Below are 18066 nucleotides of genomic sequence, written 5' to 3'. Positions count from 1 at the left end.
TCACACCAGCATGTCGAGGACGCGCTTGGTGTTGTCCTGCGCGGCCTGCATGACCTTGACGTTGGCGGCGAAGTCGGTCTGGGCCGAAGAGAGGCTGACCACCACCGCCGGATCAAGGTTGCCGGCGGCGAGCTGCGCCCCCGCCTCGTCGGCGCGGGACTGGGCGCCCTGAAGCCCCGCCAGGGCAGAGGCTTGGACGTCTTGCAGGGACGGCATCCGCGGTGCGCCGAGCGCGCCGATGTCCATGGCGGGACCCCTCGATTGATCGGCGACCATCCTACCCCTTTTTCGGAGGAAAAGCGATGGGGACCCGCCTGTGGGGACCGGCGGGCTGGTTCAGCCCTTCGCCAGCCAGACGGCCAGACGGTCGAGAAAGGCGCCGGCTTCCGCGGGGTCCTTCAGGCTCCATCCGGCGGCGCTGGGGGCCGGCGGGTCCATGACGCGGATGCCGAATCCCCGCCCCTCTCCACGCGCCGCCAGGGCGCGGAAGGCGTCCTCGTCCGTCTCGTCGTCGCCGAGGTAGAGCGGCAGCGTCTCCGGGCCCGCCAGCCCCAGGGTGTCGAGCAGCGACAGGACCGCCTTGCCCTTGTCCCAGGGGACGTTGGGCCGCAACTCGTGAATCTCCTTGCCGCCGGTAACGCGCAGCGTCGGGAAGGCCGCCGCGACATCCCGCACCGTGTCGCCGACCAACGCCTTGCGGTCCGGGACCACCCTGCGGGTGTGGATGGCGATGGCGAAGCGCTTGCGCTCGACCAGCGCGCCCTCGACGCCGTGCAGGCGCCGCAGCAGGTCCGCTTCGGCCGCGTCGAGGTCGCCCAGATACTCCTCGCCGATCTGGGTGCGCAGGCCGGGGCCGCGGATGTCGAAGCCATGGCTGCCAGCGTAGATCAGGTCGTCGATCCCGACATGGCGGGCCACATCCTCCAGATCGCGCCCGCTGACCACCGCCACGGGGCACAGCGCGGCCAGCCGCCGGATCACCGCGCGCACGGACTCGTCGAGGAGTGCCAGATCGGGCCGCTCCACGATGGGCGTCAGGGTCCCGTCATAATCGAGGAAGACGGCGGGCCGCCGGTCGCCCAGCATCGCCGCAAAGGCGTCAAACCGAACGAGCGCCGACGGCTTGCCTTCGGTGGAAGCGGGGGACGGCTGGTCGGTCACGGGCGGCTCTCCTTCGTTGTCCGGGGCATCGTCGGTGGGCGCTGTCGCGCCGGCGCACGATCGGAACAACGGGAAAGCGCGCCATCAGGTCCGGATGCGTCAATCAACGATGTTATCGCATCCGATACGATTGTGACTCTCCGGTCACAGCGACCCCGGAAAAAGCAACGGCCCCGCAAGGGGCCATTGCTTCGGGGTTTTCACCCACCTGAGATCTTTGTTAATTTTGCAGCGCAGCAAGAGATTGCTGCTTCGCCCTTCTTGGGCGTTTCCTCCCTAAACTCAGGCCGCTGTTCGTCAGCGGCCTTTTTTCTGCCAGAAACCTGTCCCTTCTGGCAATCCCTAACAAACACCATACCCCAACAAATCCAGCGACATAATCCGCACAAATTGAAGGGTTTTACCCCTCACGACGCGCTCTTGCGCCACAGGCCCCGCCGGGTTTTCCTGTCGGCCCACCGCCGACTCCCCGCCGCAGCCCATCGGGTGCCGAATTGAGCCATGCACACAGCCCCGCTGCCGACCGGCCGCTGACGGCGCTCGTCAACGCCACGCTCCACACCGGAGCCTCGGTGCTGGCGGGTGCCGCCCTGCTGATCGACGGCCCGGCCATCGCCGCCATCGTCGCACCCGAAGCAATTCCGCCGGAGGCCGCGGTGATCGATCTGGGCGGCGGCATCCTCGCCCCCGGCTTCATCGATCTCCAGGTGAATGGCGGTGGCGGCGCGCTGTTCAACGACACGCCCGACCTGCCGACGCTGCGCCGCATCGCCGAGGCGCACCGCCGCTTCGGCACCACCGGCCTGCTGCCCACCCTCATCACCGACTCGGCCGAAAAGCGCGCCGTCGCCGTCGCCGCGGTGCGCGCCGCGCTGGCTCAAGGGATGCCCGGCGTGCTCGGCATCCATCTGGAAGGCCCCCACATCGCGCCGGAACGCCGCGGCGTCCATGACGCGCGCTTCATCGCACCCCCCGACGCGGACGATCTCGCCCTGCTCGGCGGCCTCTCCGGCCTGCCGGCCCTGGTCACCCTGGCGCCGGAGGCGGTTCCGCCGGAGCCGATCCGCCGGCTCGCCGCCGCCGGCCTGCGCATCGCCGCCGGCCACAGCACCGCGACCTGGGTCCAGGCCAAGGCCGGCTTCGCCGCCGGCATCACCGGGGTGACCCACCTGTTCAACGCCATGAGCCCGCTCGGCTCCCGCGAGCCCGGCATGGTCGGGGCCGCGCTGGAGGACGATGCGGTCTGGTGCGGCATCATCGTCGATGGGCACCATGTCCATGACGCTTCCGTCCGTCTGGCCTGGAAGGCGAAGGCCCCCGGCCGGCTGTTCCTGGTGACCGACGCGATGCCGCCGGTCGGCGCTCCCGAAGATCACCCGGCCGGCAGTTTCCAGCTCTACGGCGAGGAGATCCGGGTGGAGGACGGGCGCTGCGTCACCGCCGACGGCACGCTGGCCGGTTCCGCCCTGGACATGGCGACGGCGGTGCGCAACGCCGTGGAACGGGTCGGCATCCCGCTGGACGAGGCGCTGCGCATGGCCTCCGCCTATCCGGCCGATTTCATGGGGATGGCGGGACGGCGCGGCCGCATCCGGCCCGGCCTGGCCGCCGACCTCGTGCATCTCGACGAGCGGCTGCGGGTGCGGGCGACCTGGATCAGCGGCAAAATGGCCGTTCCGTGAAACACCCCCTGCACGCGCGCGAAAATCTGTCGTATAGAGGCCGCAGAATTTTGACCCTCATACGCAGCATCGAGGAGAGTTACCCATGGACATCGCCCTGATGGTTCTGGCCGTCGTGTTCTTCTTCTGGCAGACCGTTTCCGAGTGATCGGGGTCCGGACATCCGGACAAGCGAAAGGGCGGCTCCCCGGCGGAGCCGCCCTTTCCGTTTCTGACCCATCAGTTCGGCCGCCGGATGGAGCCCTCAGTCGGCCAGCGCCCCGCCATGGATCTGCGGGTGTTCCAGCCGCGCATGGGCGGAGGCGACCAGCCTCAACGTCTCCATGATCGTTCCGATCGCCTCGTTCAGGTCGGCCCGGCCGGCCGGCACGGGCATTCCCGACAGGACCGATTCCAGATCGTCGGCGGCGTCCTGCAGGAGGACGCAGGCCTCCTCCAACTGGCGTTTGGCCGTTACGCCGTTTGCAGCATGCGACAAAGGCGCCTTCTGCATATTGCGATAGGCATTTTGATTTGCACTTTGCAGCGAAGCCCCGCGCCGTCCCTTCTGAAATCCCGTGATGAAGCCGAACATGGGCCCTCTCCCTTCCGTGTCGGAGGGTATAGAGCAAAAGCCGCGCCAATTTCGAAACATCGGCCGAAGGGATCACGCCTTGGGCCAAAGCCACGCCGCGCCGCGCATACCGCTTTCGGCGCCATGGCGCGCCCGGAGGAAGCGGGTGCGGGGGGCCGGGCTCAGCGCCCAGCGTCCCCACCGGGCCGGCACGGCCTCGTAGAGCCCCGGCAGCTCCGACAGGCCGCCGCCGACCACCACCGCGTCGGGGTCCAGCAGATTGATGACGGCGGCCAGCGCGCGGGCCAACGCATCGGCATGGCGGTCCAGCGTCGCCCGCGCCGGCGCGTCGCCGGCCGCGGCGCGGGCGGCGATCTCCGGCGGCGTCAGCGTTTCCCCCGTTCGCCATTGGTGCAGGCGGGCCAGTCCGGCGCCGCACAGCAGCGTCTCGATGCAGCCCTCCCGCCCGCAGCCGCAGGGCACGGGCGGGCCGTCCTCCGCCACCCGCCAGGGCAGCGGGTTGTGCCCCCACTCTCCGGCGAGCGCGTTGGCGCCGGGCAGGATGCGCCGGTCCGCGACGATCCCGCCGCCGACGCCGGTGCCCAGGATGATCCCGAAGACCAGCGGCGCCCCGGCGGCGGCGCCGTCCATCGCCTCCGACAGGACGAAGGCGTTGGCGTCGTTGGCGATGCGCACCGGACGCTCCAACGCCCGCGCCAGATCGGCGGCGAAGGGCCGCCCATCCAGCCAGGGCAGGTTGACCGCGCGCACGGTGCCCGCGGCGGCGTCGACGATTCCCGGCAGGCACAGGCCGACCGCGGCGTCCCGGCGGCCCGCCCCCGCCTCCAGCGTCGCCACGGTGGTCGCCAACGCTTCCAGCGTCTCCGCATAGCCGCGCGGCGTGTCGGCGCGGTGCCGCGCCCGCTCCGTACCGTCGGGTGCCAGAAGGGTGGCGGCGATCTTGGTGCCGCCCAGATCGACGCCGATTCGCATCGGACCCATGCCCATGACGGACTCCCAGCGCGGGTGGACAGTGAAGGGGGTGGAAAAAGCAGTCCCCCCTATAGCGCAGCGCTCCGCCCGAATCAGCCATCCCGACGCGCGCCTCCTCCATAAGAGGTGGCGGTCCCGTCCCTTTGCACCGTCGCAGGACGGCGGCGGACCACTAGAGTCAGGAGTGTCACTTCCATCAATTGGATTGCGCGCGCCCCCATGGACCGTTCCGCTCCGAAAGCCACGCCATCCTCGAATCGCTCTGCGGCGAAGGCGAAGCCCCAACCCCAGGCCGCCGGCCTGCGCCCCGACCAGACGGAGGTCTTCGACGGCCTTCTTCTGGCCCTGCTGGCGCGCAAACGGCTGCTGGTGCTGGTCGGCGAGGCCGGGTCCGGACGGGCCGCGGTCTTCCACCAGCTCGTCGAGCAGGTCGGCTCCGACGGGGCGCTGGTGCTTCCGGTCGCCGCCAGCGCCGGAGCGCAGGTGGAGGATCTGGTGTCCGCCGCCGGAGACGCCGCCCTGCCCTCCGACAGCGACGACCGCGACTTCGACACGCTGATCGAGGAGTTGGAGGAGCGGCTCGACCTCGCTGGCACCGGCCTGTTGGCGGTGGAGAACGCCGGCGTCCTCGCCGCCCCGACGCTGGCCGACCTGATCGACCTCACCCGCTCCGAGACGCCGAGCGGGCGTTTCCTCCAGGTCCTGCTCTGCGGCACGCCGGAGATGGAACGGACCCTGGCCCGCCCCGGACTGGCCGAGGCGGTGCGCGAACTCGGCGTGATCTACCGCATGACGCCCGGTGCCGGCCCGTCCGTCGCCCCCACCGCCGTCATTCCCTCCGCCGGCCCCTCCGTCTCCCCCGTTGCCGGGCCGGTGGCCGCCCCGCCGCGCGCCGCTCCCCCGCCGCCGCGCCGCGCCGCGGAGCGCGACGCCAACGACTGGCCGGCCAACGATTGGGACGCGCCGGACGGCTGGACGATCCCGGAAACCGGCGCCCCGGTCGCCGATCTGCCCGCCAAGCGCCCGCGCCGCCGCGCCGCGCTGGCCGGAGCGGCGATCACCACGCTGATCCTGCTGGGCGCCGCCGGCGCCGGCGTGGCCCTGACCGTTCCCGGTGCAACGCCCGAACGGGCGCTCGATTACGCCCGGCAGGGCTGGCAGGACCTCCGCAGCTTCGTGACGGAGCGGGTGCACAACCCGTTTACCGACGAGCCCAGCCTGGGCAGCCGCGGCCCCGACACGCTGGCGATCGCCCGGCCGCAGAACCCCTACCTCGCCTCCCTCCCCGCCGAGGCGGGTGTTCCGGTCGCCGGCCCCGCGCCGACCAGGGCCGACGCCCCGCCGCCCGCCGCGCGCACCATGAACGCCACGCCGGCCCCGAACCCGGCGACGACCCAAGCGCCGACACCGGCCCCCACCCCGACGATGGCGGCGAAGCCGGAACAGCCGCCCGTCGCTCCGGCGGCGCAATTGCCGAAACCGCCGGTGCCGGTGGCCGATCCGTTGGCTGCGGAGCACACCCAACCGCCCAAGCCGCGGGCGACCGAGTACCGCACGGAGCAAAGCGAAGGCCCGACCGGTTCCGCCACCCTGCCGCCGCTGGTCGATGAGCCGGCGCCCCAGATGGCCGCCCCGGTGATGCCCCAGCCCGCGCCCCCCACGGCGTCCACGCCCTTCTCGGCCAGCGACAACGGCCTGAACCCGCGCGTCCGCACCCTGGTCGATCAGGCCCGCCGGCAGATCGCCGCCAAGCTGCTGACCACGCCGCCGAACAACAACGCCTACGAGACGGTGTCGCGCCTGCGCGAGATCGCCCCGGCGACGCCGGAGATCCAGGAACTCCTGACGACCATGGAGGAGACCTACCGCCGCTGGGCTTCGCTGGCGGAGCGCGACGGCAATTGGGACGAGGCGCGGCGCTTCTACGAGCGCGCCCTGATCGTCGCCCCCAACACCGGCGACCTGCGCGACCGCATCAAGGCCGCCGGCGAAGGGCGCGTCCTGCCTGCGACACCCACGGCATCGGCGGCGCCCGGCACCCCGCCGGCGACTCCAGCCACCGCCGAGGCCAAGCCCGGCCTGGACAGCCGTGACGGCGCCATCGCCCTGATGCGCCGCACCGACGAGCTGAAGCGCGCGCTGGATGGCGGTGCCGATCCGAACAAGCGGGTGGACAACGGCAAGACCCTGCTGATGCTGGCCTCCGAACAGGGGCTGACCGACGCGGTGCGGCTGCTCATCGACCGCCGGGCCAAGACGGAGCTGCGCACCGCCGACGGCGCCACCGCGGTGATGTACGCCGCCTGGGGCGGGCACGAGGCGGTGATCCACGCGCTGGCCGCCGCCGGGGCCGAACTCGACGCCACCAACGACGACGGGAAGACCGCGCTGATGGCCGCCGCGGCCCGCGGCCATGAAGGGGTGGTGAAGATCCTGGTCGACCGCGGCGTGTCGGTGGACCGGGTGGCCACCCACGGCTGGTCGGCCCTGATGTACGCCGCCAACAACGGCCACGACCGCGTGGCCCGGATGCTGGTGGAGCGCGGCGCCAACCCGTTCCGCATGGACACCGCCGGAAACTCCGCCCTCACCCTCGGCGCGCTGCAGGGCCACATGCAGGTGGTCGAGGCGCTGAAGCCGCACTGACCGGCAAGCCAAGCAAAAAAAGACGGCGGGCGCCCCCAGGGACGCCCGCCGTTTTCGCATGTCGATCCTGCCGAACCCATCTTCTCCGAGCCGTTGCCCGTTCAGGCGGCTCTGATCTCCGCCAGGAAGCTCTCGATCTCCTTGCGCAGCGTTTCCGACTGGCGGGCCAGTTCGCCCGACGCGCTCATCACCTGACCGGCCGCCGCACCCGTCTCGCCTGCGGCCAGCGTGACCTCGGTGATGCTGCCGGAAACTTGGTGGGTGCCCGTCGCGGCCTCCTGGACGTTGCGGGAGATCTCGTTGGTCGCGGCGCCCTGCTCCTCGATGGCGGCGGCGATGGTTGTGGAGATCTCGTCGATCTGGCCGATGATGCCGCCGATGGCGGAGATGTCGCGCACCGCGCCGTCGGTCGCGCCCTGGATGGCGGCGATCTGGGCGGCGATCTCGTCGGTCGCCTTGGCGGTCTGGGAGGCGAGATGCTTCACCTCGCCGGCGACGACGGCGAAGCCCTTGCCGGCCTCGCCCGCCCGCGCCGCCTCGATGGTCGCGTTCAGGGCCAGCAGGTTGGTCTGGCTGGCGATGTTGGTGATGAGGCTGACCACCTCGCCGATCTTCTGCGCGGCCTCGACCAGACCGCGCACCGTCTCGTTGGTGCGGGTCGCCTGCTCGACCGCCTGCCCGGCGATCTGCGAGGAGCGCGACACCTGCGTCGCGATCTCGCGGATCGAACTGGCCATCTCCTCCGTGGCCGAGGCGACGGTCTGGACGTTGGCGCTGGTCTGCTCTGCCGCCGCCTGGACGGCGGTTGCCTGGATGTTGGTCCGTTCGGCCATGGAGGTCATGCTGTGGGCGGTGGCGTCCAGTTCGGACGCGGCGGCCGCCACCGTGCGCAGGGAGGCCGCGGAGGAGTCGCCGAAGCGGCTCACCAGCCGTTCCACGGCTTCCGCCCGGCGCTGCTTGGACGCCTGTTCCGCCGCCTGGGCGGCGGCCAGCCGGTCCGCCTCGATCAGGCCGTCCTTGAAAACCTGCACCGCGCGGGCCATGGCGCCCAGCTCGTCCTTGCGCTGCGCACCGTCCACGGCGACCGTCAACTCGCGTCCCGCCAGCCGGTTCATCACCCCGGTAAGCTGCTGGATCGGCTTGGAGACACCGGCGATGATCACCAATCCCATCGCGGCGCCGAGAAGGGTCACGATGGCAATGACGATGATGAGCAGCATCCTGCTCGACGCGTAGATCGCCTCGCCATGGTCGGCGGCGATGCGGCCGTTACGGATGTTGAATTCGGACAGTTCACGCATGAGCTCCTGGGCCTTGCGGAACTCGGCGCGCGAATCCCCCCGGTAAAGCTCGGTCGCTTCACTGTCGCGATTGGCGCGTGACAAAGGGAGAAGCTTCTGATTGCTCAGATTTTGATAACGCTCCCAGTGCCCCATGAGCTTCTGGAACGTCTCCATCTCGTAACCGGGAGTCAGCATGCCTTTATACTTGCGGGCGGCTTCCTGAAAATTTTCCAGGGCCGACCGCAAGCTCTTCTCCTCCTCGGCCTTCTGAGCAGGATCGGAAACCAAAATATGGGCAGACTCCAGAATGCGGTAGAATTCGAAATAGTCGGTGAGCCGGGAAATCTCGCCAACACTCGGCAGCCAGTTGTCGCGGATGTCTTTTCCCGCGTCATTCACCGTCGAAATGCGGTCGATGCTGAAAATACCCAAACCGATGATGAACATGACAAGTATGAAAAACGAAGAGGCAATCTTCGTTTTTATTGTTATGTTCGAAAGAACAGACATGCGACACTCCCTCCGCGGATTCACAGGACGATCAGCGTGATACTTTGTGCAGAAAGTTTGTTTTGATTGTTTCCCCTTAGGCGCGATGAGTTCCATCAGCGATGACGCGCGCGAGCACAACAGACATGCACGTCACGCAAGAACTTCCCAACGCGCGAGCACACAGGCCAAACGCTTGATTTGAACAACAGGCGATTGATGATGCTTCATCTGGATCAGATGGCCTTCAGGCACTTGCCGGTGCACGCCAATGCTAATCTGGACTGCGTCCAGTACGTTTGTTATATCACGGAATAAGTAAATCAGTCATTAAAGCGCTATGAAAGCTGCGATCTTTTTTGTTTTTATTTATTATCTCGGTGTTTTTATAAAGTTTCTCACTTGAGAAGCATTTGTTTCGCCGGAGACGTCACGGATCGCCAGGGGGTGCCAAAGGCGCAAAAAAAGCCCGCGGGCGCGTGATGCGCAACCGCGGGCTGAACCACGAAAAATTGCGGACTGGGACGGATCAGAGAGCGGCGAAGCGAGCCAGCATGGCCGCGTGCGAGCGGATGCCGTTGTGCAGGCACTTCACCTCGAACTTCTCGTTGGGCGAATGGATGCGGTCATCCTCCAGCCCGAAGCCGACGAAGATCGAATCGAAGCCCAGCGCCTGCCGGATGTAGCCGCCGACCGGGATCGACCCACCGCTGCCGACCAGCGCCGGCTTGTTGGCGAAGACGTCGCCCAGTCCCGCCATGGCGGCGCGCAGATAGGGGCTGTCGGTCGGCACCTGGACGCCCGGCGAGCGGCCGAACACCTTGATCTCCCAGCGCCCGTCGGCCGGTGTGCGCTCCTCCAGGAAGCTCCGGATGCCGGCCAGGATCTTCTCCGGGTCCTGGGCGGGCACGAGGCGGCAGGACAGCTTGGCCGAGGCCTTGGAGGCGATGACCGTCTTGGATCCCTCCCCGGTGTAGCCGCCCCAGATGCCGTTGATGTCGCAGGTCGGGCGCGACCACAGCCGCTCCAGCGCGCTGCGCCCGGCCTCCCCCGCCGGGGTCTTCAGCCCGACGCCGGCCAGGAAGGCGCTCTCGTCGAAGCCGAGGTCGCGCCACATCGCCTTCTCCTCATCCGTCGGCTCGGCCACGTCGTCGTAGAAGCCGGGGAAGCGGACGCGGCCGTCCTCGTCGTGGATCTGGCCGAGGATGCGGGTCAGCGCGTTGATCGGGTTCAGCACCGCGCCGCCGAACATGCCGGAATGCAGGTCGTGGCTCGGCCCATGCAGCGTCGCCTCGACGTAGAGCAGACCGCGCAGCCGCGTGGTGATGGCCGGGGTGTCGATGTTCCAGGCGTTGGTGTCGGTGATGACGCAGACGTCGGCCTTCAGCTCCTCCGCGTTGGCCTTCAGGAAGGGCAGCAGGTTGGGGCTGCCGGTCTCCTCCTCGCCCTCCAGCAGGACGGTCACGCGGATCGGCAGCGTGCCGTGCACGGCGTGCCAGGCGCGGAACGCCTCGATGAAGGTCATCACCTGGCCCTTGTCGTCCACGGCGCCGCGGGCGACGATGCGGCGGCCATGCTCGGCCTCGACGATGGCCGGCTCGAAGGGCGGGCTGTTCCACAGCTCCAGCGGCTCCGCCGGCTGCACGTCGTAATGGCCGTAATAGAGGATGTGCGGCACATCCTCACCGCCCGGCCCCGGATGGTGGGCGACGACCGCGGGATGGCCGGCCGTCTCGCGCACGGAGGCGTCGAAGCCCAGCCCGCTCAGCTCGCGGACCAGCCAGTCGGCGGCGCGGCGCACGTCGCCCTTGTAGGCCGGGTCGGTGCTGACGCTGGGGATGCGCAGCAGGTCGCAGAGGCGGCCAAGGGAGTCTTCGAAACTGCGGTCAACCTGCTGAAGAACGGGGTCGGCTGACAGGACGCTCGACATTCGGAACTGCCTTCGGTGTGAATGACTGGCACCGATGGTAGCGCATCGCGGTTCCGCGCCAAGCTCCACAAAGCGCAGGGGTGCCATCCTCGCGACGGCGGCGTTCCCGGTTCCCGCCACGGGAAGCACAGGATGGCGGGAGCACGGCTCCGCCCTCGCGAGGATGCCCTGGACGCAGGCGCGTCAGACGGTGAGATACCGCCGGACCTCGCTCTCCTCCAGCCCGTCGCGGCTGCCCGCCAGCATGACCTCGCCGCGCTCCATCACCGCCCAGTCGTCGGCCAGATCGCGGGCGAACTCGAAATACTGCTCCACCAGCAGGATCGCCATGGTGCCCTTGTCGCGCAGGTAGGCGATGGCCCGCCCGATGTCCTTGATGATGCTGGGCTGGATGCCCTCGGTCGGCTCGTCCAGCACCAGCAGCCGGGGCCGCGTCACCAGCGCCCGCCCGATGGCGAGCTGCTGCTGCTGCCCGCCCGACAGGTCGCCGCCACGGCGGTCCAGCATGGACTTGAGCACCGGAAACAGCTCGAACACCTCGTCGGGAATCGAGCGGTCGGCGCGCTTCAGCGGCGCGTAGCCGGTCAGCAGGTTCTCCCGCACCGTCAGCAGCGGGAAAATCTCGCGCCCCTGCGGGACATAGGCGATGCCGCGCCGCGCCCGCTCCGACGGGGCGAGTTTGGTGATGTCGCCGCCGTCCCAGGCGATGGTGCCGCCGGTCACCGGCTTCAGCCCGACGATGGCGCGCAGCAGCGAGGACTTGCCGACGCCGTTGCGCCCCAGCAGGCAGGTGACCTTTCCCACCTCCGCCGTCAGCGACACGCCGCGCAGCGCCTGCGCCGCGCCGTAATGGAGATCGACAGACCGTACGTCGAGCATGAAACTTCCTCTGATCCAAAACCCCTCTCCCGCCCCGGGAGAGGGAGGGCCCCATGCGCAGCATGGGAGGGTGAGGGTGCCGGCAAGAAACAGTGCCTTGATCCTCGCACGCTGCCGGCAAGAAACAGTGCCTTGATCCTCGCACGACCCTCACCCGCCCGCTGCGCGGGCACCCTCTCCCGGGACGGGAGAGGGATGATTGTTGGCGGTCACCGGCCCAGATAGACGTCGATGACCTGCTTGTTGGCGCTCACCGTGTCGAGCGAGCCTTCGGCCAGCACCGAGCCCTCGTGCAGCACCGTGACCTTCACGCCCAGTTCGCGGACGAAAACCATGTCGTGCTCCACGACGATCACCGAATGCTTGCCGGCGATGTCCTTCAGCAGATGGGCGGTCTGTTCCGTCTCGGCGTCGGTCATGCCGGCCACCGGCTCGTCGACCAGCAGCAGCTTCGGGTCCTGGGCCAGCAGCATGCCGATCTCCAGCCACTGCTTCTCGCCGTGCGACAGGCTGCCCGCCGGGCGGTCGCGCCGCGGCGACAGGCGGGTGATGTCGAGGATCTCCTCGATCCGCGCCCGGTCCTCCCGCGTCGCCGAGTAGGTCAGCGTCTTCAGCGGGCGGCGCGGCGCCTTCAGCGACAGTTCCAGATTGTCCCAGACCGTGTGCATCTCGAACACGGTGGGGCGCTGGAACTTGCGGCCGATGCCCAGGTTGGCGATGGCCGGCTCGCGCAGGCTGGTCAGGTCGGTGCGGCCCTCGAACAGGATGGTGCCGGTGTCGGGCCGGGTCTTGCCGGTGATGACGTCCATCATGGTCGTCTTGCCGGCGCCGTTCGGCCCGATGATCGCCCGCATCTCGCCCGGTTCGATGACCAGCGACAGGCTGTTCAGCGCCCGGAACCCGTCGAAGCTGACCGACACGCCGTCGAGATACAGCAGGGTGTCCTCGGTGCTCATCTCTCTCAGACTCCCTTCTGGTCCACCGGTTTGGCGGTGACCGTGGCGCGCGCCGGCAGCCGGTCGCGGAGCTGCGCCGCCAGACCGAGGATGCCCTTGGGCAGGAACAGGGTGACCAGGACGAACAGGCCGCCCAGCGCGAACAGCCAGAACTCCGGCAGCGCCGCCGTGAAGTAGCTCTTGCCGAAATTCACCAGCACCGCGCCCAGCACCGGCCCGGCCAGCGTGCCGCGCCCGCCGACGGCGACCCAGATCACCGCCTCGATGCTGCTGGCGGGGGAGAACTCCGACGGGTTGATGATGCCCACCTGCGGCACGTAGAGCGCGCCCGCCACGCCGGCCATGCAGGCCGACAGCGTCCAGGCGAACAGCTTGTAGCGGTCGGTCTCGTAGCCCAGGAAGCGCACCCGGCTCTCGGCGTCGCGCACGGCGATCAGCACCTTGCCCAGCTTGGACGCCACCACGGCCGAGGCCAGGACGTAGCCGGCGGCCAGCGCCACCACCGTCGCCACGAACAGCCCGACGCGGGTCGAGGCGGCCTGGATGTCGAAGCCCAGGATCTCCTTGAAGTCGGTCAGGCCGTTGTTGCCGCCAAAGCCCATGTCGTTGCGGAAGAAGGCCAGCATCAGCGCAAAGGTCAACGCTTGGGTGATGATCGACAGATAGACGCCGGTAACGCGCGAGCGGAAGGCGAACCAGCCGAAGGCGAAGGCGAGCAGGCCCGGCACCAGCATCACCATGATCGCGGCGAACCAGAACTGGTCGAAGCCGTGCCAGTACCAGGGCAGCTCCGTCCAGTTCAGGAAGACCATGAAGTCCGGCAGGTCGGCGTTGCCGTACATCCCGCGCGAGCCGATCTGCCGCATCAGGTACATGCCCATGGCGTAGCCGCCGAGCGTGAAGAAGGCGGCGTGGCCCAGCGACAGGATGCCGACGAAGCCCCAGACGAGGTCGAGCGACAGCGCCAGCAGGGCGAAGCACAGATACTTGCCGAGCAGCGCCACCGTGTGGGTGGACAGGTGCCACGGCGAGTCCGGGGCGGTGCCCAGCGCCATGACCGGAACCGCCACAGCCAGCACCGCCAGGACGGTCAGCAGAACGCCGGCCTTCTTGTCCAGGCCCATCAGGAAGAAACGGGTCAGCATCGGATCAGGCCTCCACCGCCCGGCCCTTCAGCGCGAACAGGCCGCGCGGACGCCGTTGGATGAACAGGATGATGAAGATCAGCACCAGGATCTTGCCCAGCACCGCGCCCGCGTAGGGCTCCAGGAACTTGTTGACGCCGCCGAGCGCCAGCGCGCCGACCAGCGTTCCCCACAGGTTGCCCACCCCGCCGAACACCACGACCATGAAGCTGTCGATGATGTAGCCCTGGCCCAGGTTGGGGCTGACGTTGTCGATCTGGCTCAGCGCCACCCCGGCCAGACCGGCGATGCCGGAGCCGAGCCCGAAGGTCAGCGCATCCACCCGCGCGGTGCGGATGCCCATGGCGTTGGCCATGCTGCGGTTCTGGGTGACGGCGCGGATGCTCAGCCCGAACCACGTCTTGCGCAGCGCCACCAGCAGCGCGCCGAAGACGAGGAAGGCGAAGACGACGATCCACAGCCGCCCGTAGGTGATGGTCAGCCCGCCCAGCTCGAAGGCGCCGGACATCCAGGAGGGGGCGCCGACCTCGCGGTTCGTCGGCCCGAAGATGGAGCGCACCGCCTGCTGGAGCGCCAGCGACAGGCCCCAGGTCGCCAGCAGCGTTTCCAGCGGACGCCCGTAGAGCCAGCGGATCACGCTGCGCTCGATGGCGACGCCGACCGCGCCGGAGACCAGGAAGGCGACGGGTAGAGCCACCAGAATGGAGAAATCGAACAGGCCCGGCGCCCACTGGCGGAAGGCCTCCTGCACCAGGAAGGTGGCGTAGGCGCCGATCATCACCATCTCGCCATGCGCCATGTTGATGACGCCCATGACGCCGAAGGTGACGGCCAGCCCGATCGCCGCCAGCAGCAGCACCGAGCCGAGCGACAGGCCGTACCACAGGTTCTGCGCCGCCCCCCACAGGGCGAGCCGCTGCTCGACGGAGGCGATGGCCTTCGTCGCAGCGTCCTTCACCGCGTCGCTTCCCGTGTTGGCCGCGCCGTTCAGCAGGGCCCGCGCGTCCTGGTCTCCACGCTCCTGAAGCACCGCGACGGCGGCGATCTTGTCGGCGTCGGGCGCGTCCCCGGCCAGCAGGACGGAGGCCCGCGCCTGGGTCATCGCGCGGCGGACGCGCTCATCGGTTTCCTTGCCCAGCGCCGTGTTCAGCGCGTCCAGCGCGTTGGCGTCGCGGCTCTTGAACACCGCCTCGGCGGCCTGCCGGCGCGTGTTGGCGTCGGGGCTCATCAGGGTGAGCGCGCCGAGCGTCGCGCTGATCGTGCGGCGCAAAGCATTGTTGATGCGAATTTTCTCGACCGCGTTGCGGTCCGCCTCGCCCAGCGCGGCGCCAGTCAACGGGTCGGTCAGGGCGTAGCCGTTGCCGGCGCGCTTGGCGACGACCACGGCGCCGTCAGCCTTGCGGACATGCAGATCGCCGGCTTGCAGGGCCTCGATCACCGGCACGACGGCGGGATCACCCGTCTCGGCCAGCCCGGCGATGGCCTTTTCGGTCTCGGCGTAGCTGCCGGCGCCCAGGCCGCGGACCAGCGGTGCCAGATCAGCGGCGCCCAGATTGGCGGAGAAGGCGGACGGTGCGGCCAGCGCCAGAAACGCGGCCAGCAGCCAGCAGAATGCGCGGTGCATCGCGGTTCCTGTGATGTGTCGGAAGTCGTTGGGGGCGTTTTTGAGTGGGAAGGGGCTGCNCCCCTCCTCGTCCGTCCGTCCCGTCCCGTCCCGTCCGCGCAGGAGAGGGAACAATCCCCTCCCCTGCGTCAGCGCGGGGAGGGTTAGGGAGGGGGCATCACGCAGCCAGTCACCAAAAGGTGTTCAGACGGTCCTCACGACCCCTTGCCGCCGCACTTGCCGGTCTTCACGTTGAAGTTGCCGCAGGACATCGGGGCGCGCCAATCGGAGATCAGGTCCTTGCTGTCCGGCAGGAAGTCCGACCACTCGTCGCCGGCCACGAGGCCCGGCGTCTTGGAAACGGTCTCGAACTGGCCGTTCTCCTGCACTTCGCCGATCAGCACCGGCTTGGTGATGTGGTGGTTCGGCAGCATGGCCGAATAGCCGCCGGTCAGGTTCGGCACGGCGACGCCGACGAGGCTGTCGATCACGGCGTTGCTGTCGGTGGTGCCGGCCTTCTCGACCGCCTTCACCCACATGTTGAAGCCGATGTAGTGGGCCTCCATCGGGTCGTTGGTGACGCGCTTGTCGTTCTTGGTGTAGGCCTGCCACTTCTTGATGAAGTCGCCGTTCTCCGGCGTGTCCACCGACATGAAGTAGTTCCAGGCGGCGAGATGCCCGACCAGCGGCTTCGTGTCGATGCCGGCCAGCTCCTCCTCACCCACGGAGAAGGCGACGACCGGGATGTCCTGCGCCTTGACGCCCTGGTTGCCCAGCTCCTTGTAGAAGGGGACGTTGGCGTCGCCGTTGATGGTTGAGACGACGGCGGTCTTCTTACCGGCGGAGCCGAACTTCTTGATGTCGGCAACGATGTTCTGCCAGTCGGCATGGCCGAACGGCGTGTAGTTGATCATGATGTCCTCGGACTTCACGCCCTTGGACTTCAGATAGGTCTCCAGGATCTTGTTGGTCGTGCGCGGGTAGACGTAGTCGGTGCCGGCCAGCACCCAGCGCTGCACGCCTTCCTTCTCCGCCAGATAGTCGACGGCGGGGATGGCCTGCTGGTTCGGGGCCGCACCGGTGTAGAAGACGTTGCGCGAGGACTCCTCGCCCTCATACTGCACCGGGTAGAACAGGACGCTGTTCAGCTCCTCGAACACCGGCAGGACGGACTTGCGGCTGACCGAGGTCCAGCAGCCGAACACCGCGGCCACCTTGTCCTTGCTGATCAGCTCGCGCGCCTTCTCGGCGAACAGGGGCCAGTTGGAGGCGGGATCGACGACGACCGGCTCCAGCTTCTTGCCGAGAACGCCGCCTTTCTTGTTCTGCTCTTCGATGAGCATCAGCATGACGTCCTTCAGCGTGGTCTCGCTGATCGCCATGGTGCCCGACAGGGAATGGAGGATGCCAACCTTGATGGTGTCCTGGGCCGACGCCGGGGCGGCGAAGCCCGCGGCGAACGTGACGGCAAGACCCGCGGCCGCCGCAAGGGTGCGACCGGTCTTGAAGCCCGACTGGAACCCCGTCTTCAACATTGTGAATACCCCCCGTTCTTTGGTCTAGCGCCCGCCTCAGGCGCCCGGGGGTGTCCTTCGCAAATGTGATGCCACGACACGTCGACAGGAGGGCCGGTCAAGGAATCCGCAGCGATTTGCAGCCCAGTATTCGCTTACGAATTATGCATGCCTCCCTTTTTATGATCGAATTTTACTCACTTCCGCCAGAATGGTTGATTTTTAGGCAGTCAATCACACCGAAGACCGATGCCGTTCGACACAGACCGCCAGCACCTCATCCAAAGGTCGTGCCCACCACCGGCGCGAGAATATTTCGACCTCGGAATAGCCTTGGAATCCAACGGCTTCCACCCAACCACGGATCATTGGTATATCAATCATTCCGTCGCCCATCATGCCCCGGTCCTCCAGCAGGTCGGCGGTCGGCACCAGCCAATCGCACACATGGAAGGCACACAGGCGATTCCGGCCCGCCCGGCGGATCTGAGCCTCCAGTTCCGGGTCCCACCAGACGTGGTAGACGTCCAACGCCACACCCAGCGCGCCGGTTCCCTGCGGGTCCAGCCGGTCGCAAAGGTCGAGCGCGTGGCCCATCGTGTTCACGCAGGCCCGGTCGGCGGCGTACATCGGGTGCAGCGGCTCGATGGCGAGCGGCATCTCGGCGCCGCGGGCGTGCTCCAGCAGTTCGGCGATGCCGTCCTCCACCTGGGCGCGGGCCAGGGCGATGTCCTTGGACGGCGGGGAGCCGGGGCGGGAGAATTGCGGCAGCCCGCCGACCACCAGCACGAGGCAGGGAGCGCCCAGCGCCACCGCCTCGTCCACCGCGCGGCGGTTGTCGTCGCGCACCTCGGCCCGGCGGTCGGGATCGGCGGGGAACATGCCGCCGCGGCAATAGCCGGACAGCTCCAGCCCCAGCTCCTTCACGGCCCGGACGGCGCGGTCCAGCCCCACCGCGGCCACCTGATCCCGCCAGGGTGAGACGGCGCGGATGCCCTGGCGGGCGCAGGCGTCGAAGATCTGCAGCAGGTCGCCCTGCTTGCGCACCGTGGCCGTGTTGATGGACAGCCAGCGATGATCGCCGGAGAAGTCGCGCATGATCGTGGTCCTTTTCGTTCTCGCCCCCTCTCCCCTCTGGGGAGAGGGCTGGGGTGAGGGGGTCCCGCGATGCCTGAGCGTACGGTCCCCCGAGAACCCCCTCACCCGGCGCCTTCGGCGCCACCCTCTCCCCA

General features: G+C 68.6%; 14 protein-coding genes. 2 read left to right on the top strand and 12 right to left on the bottom strand.

Annotated elements, in window-relative coordinates; genetic code table 11:
• Nucleotides 1-246, bottom strand: a complete 246-nt coding sequence (locus ABAZ39_RS03420; RefSeq protein WP_014241082.1) for a hypothetical protein — start codon at nt 244-246, stop codon at nt 1-3.
• 90 nt (nt 247-336) lie between these two features.
• Nucleotides 337-1161 (bottom strand): trehalose-phosphatase, encoded by an 825-nt coding sequence (otsB, locus tag ABAZ39_RS03415; protein WP_038526756.1) that lies wholly within the window; start codon nt 1159-1161, stop codon nt 337-339.
• A gap of 494 nt (nt 1162-1655) precedes the next feature.
• Here otsB and nagA point away from each other — a divergent pair, with 494 nt between their 5' ends.
• A complete protein-coding gene (nagA, locus tag ABAZ39_RS03410; RefSeq protein WP_103041762.1) occupies nt 1656-2843 on the top strand; it encodes an N-acetylglucosamine-6-phosphate deacetylase in 1188 nt (395 codons plus the stop codon).
• A 244-nt stretch (nt 2844-3087) separates the two neighbouring features.
• Here the strand turns inward: nagA and ABAZ39_RS03405 are convergent, their stop codons facing one another.
• Together ABAZ39_RS03405 and ABAZ39_RS03400 are read right to left on the bottom strand one after the other, a co-directional pair.
• On the bottom strand, nt 3088-3417 hold the full coding sequence (locus ABAZ39_RS03405; protein WP_051657782.1) for a hypothetical protein: 330 nt from the start codon (nt 3415-3417) through the stop codon (nt 3088-3090).
• Nucleotides 3418-3489: 72 nt separating this feature from the next.
• Nucleotides 3490-4404 carry an ROK family protein gene (locus ABAZ39_RS03400; RefSeq protein WP_081862870.1) on the bottom strand — a complete coding sequence of 305 codons (915 nt, stop codon included), beginning with the start codon at nt 4402-4404 and terminating at the stop codon, nt 3490-3492.
• 204 nt (nt 4405-4608) lie between these two features.
• Here ABAZ39_RS03400 and ABAZ39_RS37460 point away from each other — a divergent pair, with 204 nt between their 5' ends.
• Nucleotides 4609-7035, top strand: coding sequence for an ankyrin repeat domain-containing protein (locus ABAZ39_RS37460; RefSeq protein ID WP_038526753.1), 2427 nt, complete (start codon nt 4609-4611; stop codon nt 7033-7035).
• A 101-nt stretch (nt 7036-7136) separates the two neighbouring features.
• Here ABAZ39_RS37460 and ABAZ39_RS03390 read toward each other — a convergent pair whose 3' ends face one another.
• The 8 genes from ABAZ39_RS03390 to ABAZ39_RS03355 form a co-directional block, all read right to left on the bottom strand.
• The gene (locus tag ABAZ39_RS03390) at nt 7137-8828 is read right to left on the bottom strand and encodes a methyl-accepting chemotaxis protein (RefSeq protein WP_038526750.1); all 1692 of its coding nucleotides are present in this window, start codon (nt 8826-8828) and stop codon (nt 7137-7139) included.
• 508 nt (nt 8829-9336) lie between these two features.
• Nucleotides 9337-10737, bottom strand: a complete 1401-nt coding sequence (locus tag ABAZ39_RS03385) for a dipeptidase (protein ID WP_038526747.1) — start codon at nt 10735-10737, stop codon at nt 9337-9339.
• 183 nt (nt 10738-10920) lie between these two features.
• Nucleotides 10921-11616 (bottom strand): urea ABC transporter ATP-binding subunit UrtE, encoded by a 696-nt coding sequence (gene urtE / locus ABAZ39_RS03380; RefSeq protein ID WP_014241091.1) that lies wholly within the window; start codon nt 11614-11616, stop codon nt 10921-10923.
• A gap of 209 nt (nt 11617-11825) precedes the next feature.
• Nucleotides 11826-12572 carry an urea ABC transporter ATP-binding protein UrtD gene (urtD, locus tag ABAZ39_RS03375; RefSeq protein ID WP_035675131.1) on the bottom strand — a complete coding sequence of 249 codons (747 nt, stop codon included), beginning with the start codon at nt 12570-12572 and terminating at the stop codon, nt 11826-11828.
• Between the two features lie 5 nt (nt 12573-12577).
• Nucleotides 12578-13717: an urea ABC transporter permease subunit UrtC gene (gene urtC, locus ABAZ39_RS03370; RefSeq protein ID WP_038526743.1), complete on the bottom strand. Its 1140-nt coding sequence runs from the start codon at nt 13715-13717 to the stop codon at nt 12578-12580.
• Nucleotides 13718-13721: 4 nt separating this feature from the next.
• Nucleotides 13722-15341, bottom strand: coding sequence for an urea ABC transporter permease subunit UrtB (gene urtB / locus ABAZ39_RS03365; RefSeq protein WP_038526740.1), 1620 nt, complete (start codon nt 15339-15341; stop codon nt 13722-13724).
• A gap of 194 nt (nt 15342-15535) precedes the next feature.
• Nucleotides 15536-16855 carry an urea ABC transporter substrate-binding protein gene (gene urtA, locus ABAZ39_RS03360; protein ID WP_038526737.1) on the bottom strand — a complete coding sequence of 440 codons (1320 nt, stop codon included), beginning with the start codon at nt 16853-16855 and terminating at the stop codon, nt 15536-15538.
• Between the two features lie 213 nt (nt 16856-17068).
• Complete coding sequence (locus ABAZ39_RS03355; RefSeq protein ID WP_038526734.1) at nt 17069-17932, bottom strand: sugar phosphate isomerase/epimerase family protein; 864 nt, start codon at nt 17930-17932, stop codon at nt 17069-17071.
• Between the last annotated feature and the right edge of the window lie 134 nt (nt 17933-18066).

The sequence above is a fragment of the Azospirillum argentinense genome (assembly GCF_000632475.1).
GTDB lineage: Bacteria > Pseudomonadota > Alphaproteobacteria > Azospirillales > Azospirillaceae > Azospirillum > Azospirillum baldaniorum.
This window is presented reverse-complemented; position numbering and strand designations above follow the sequence as displayed.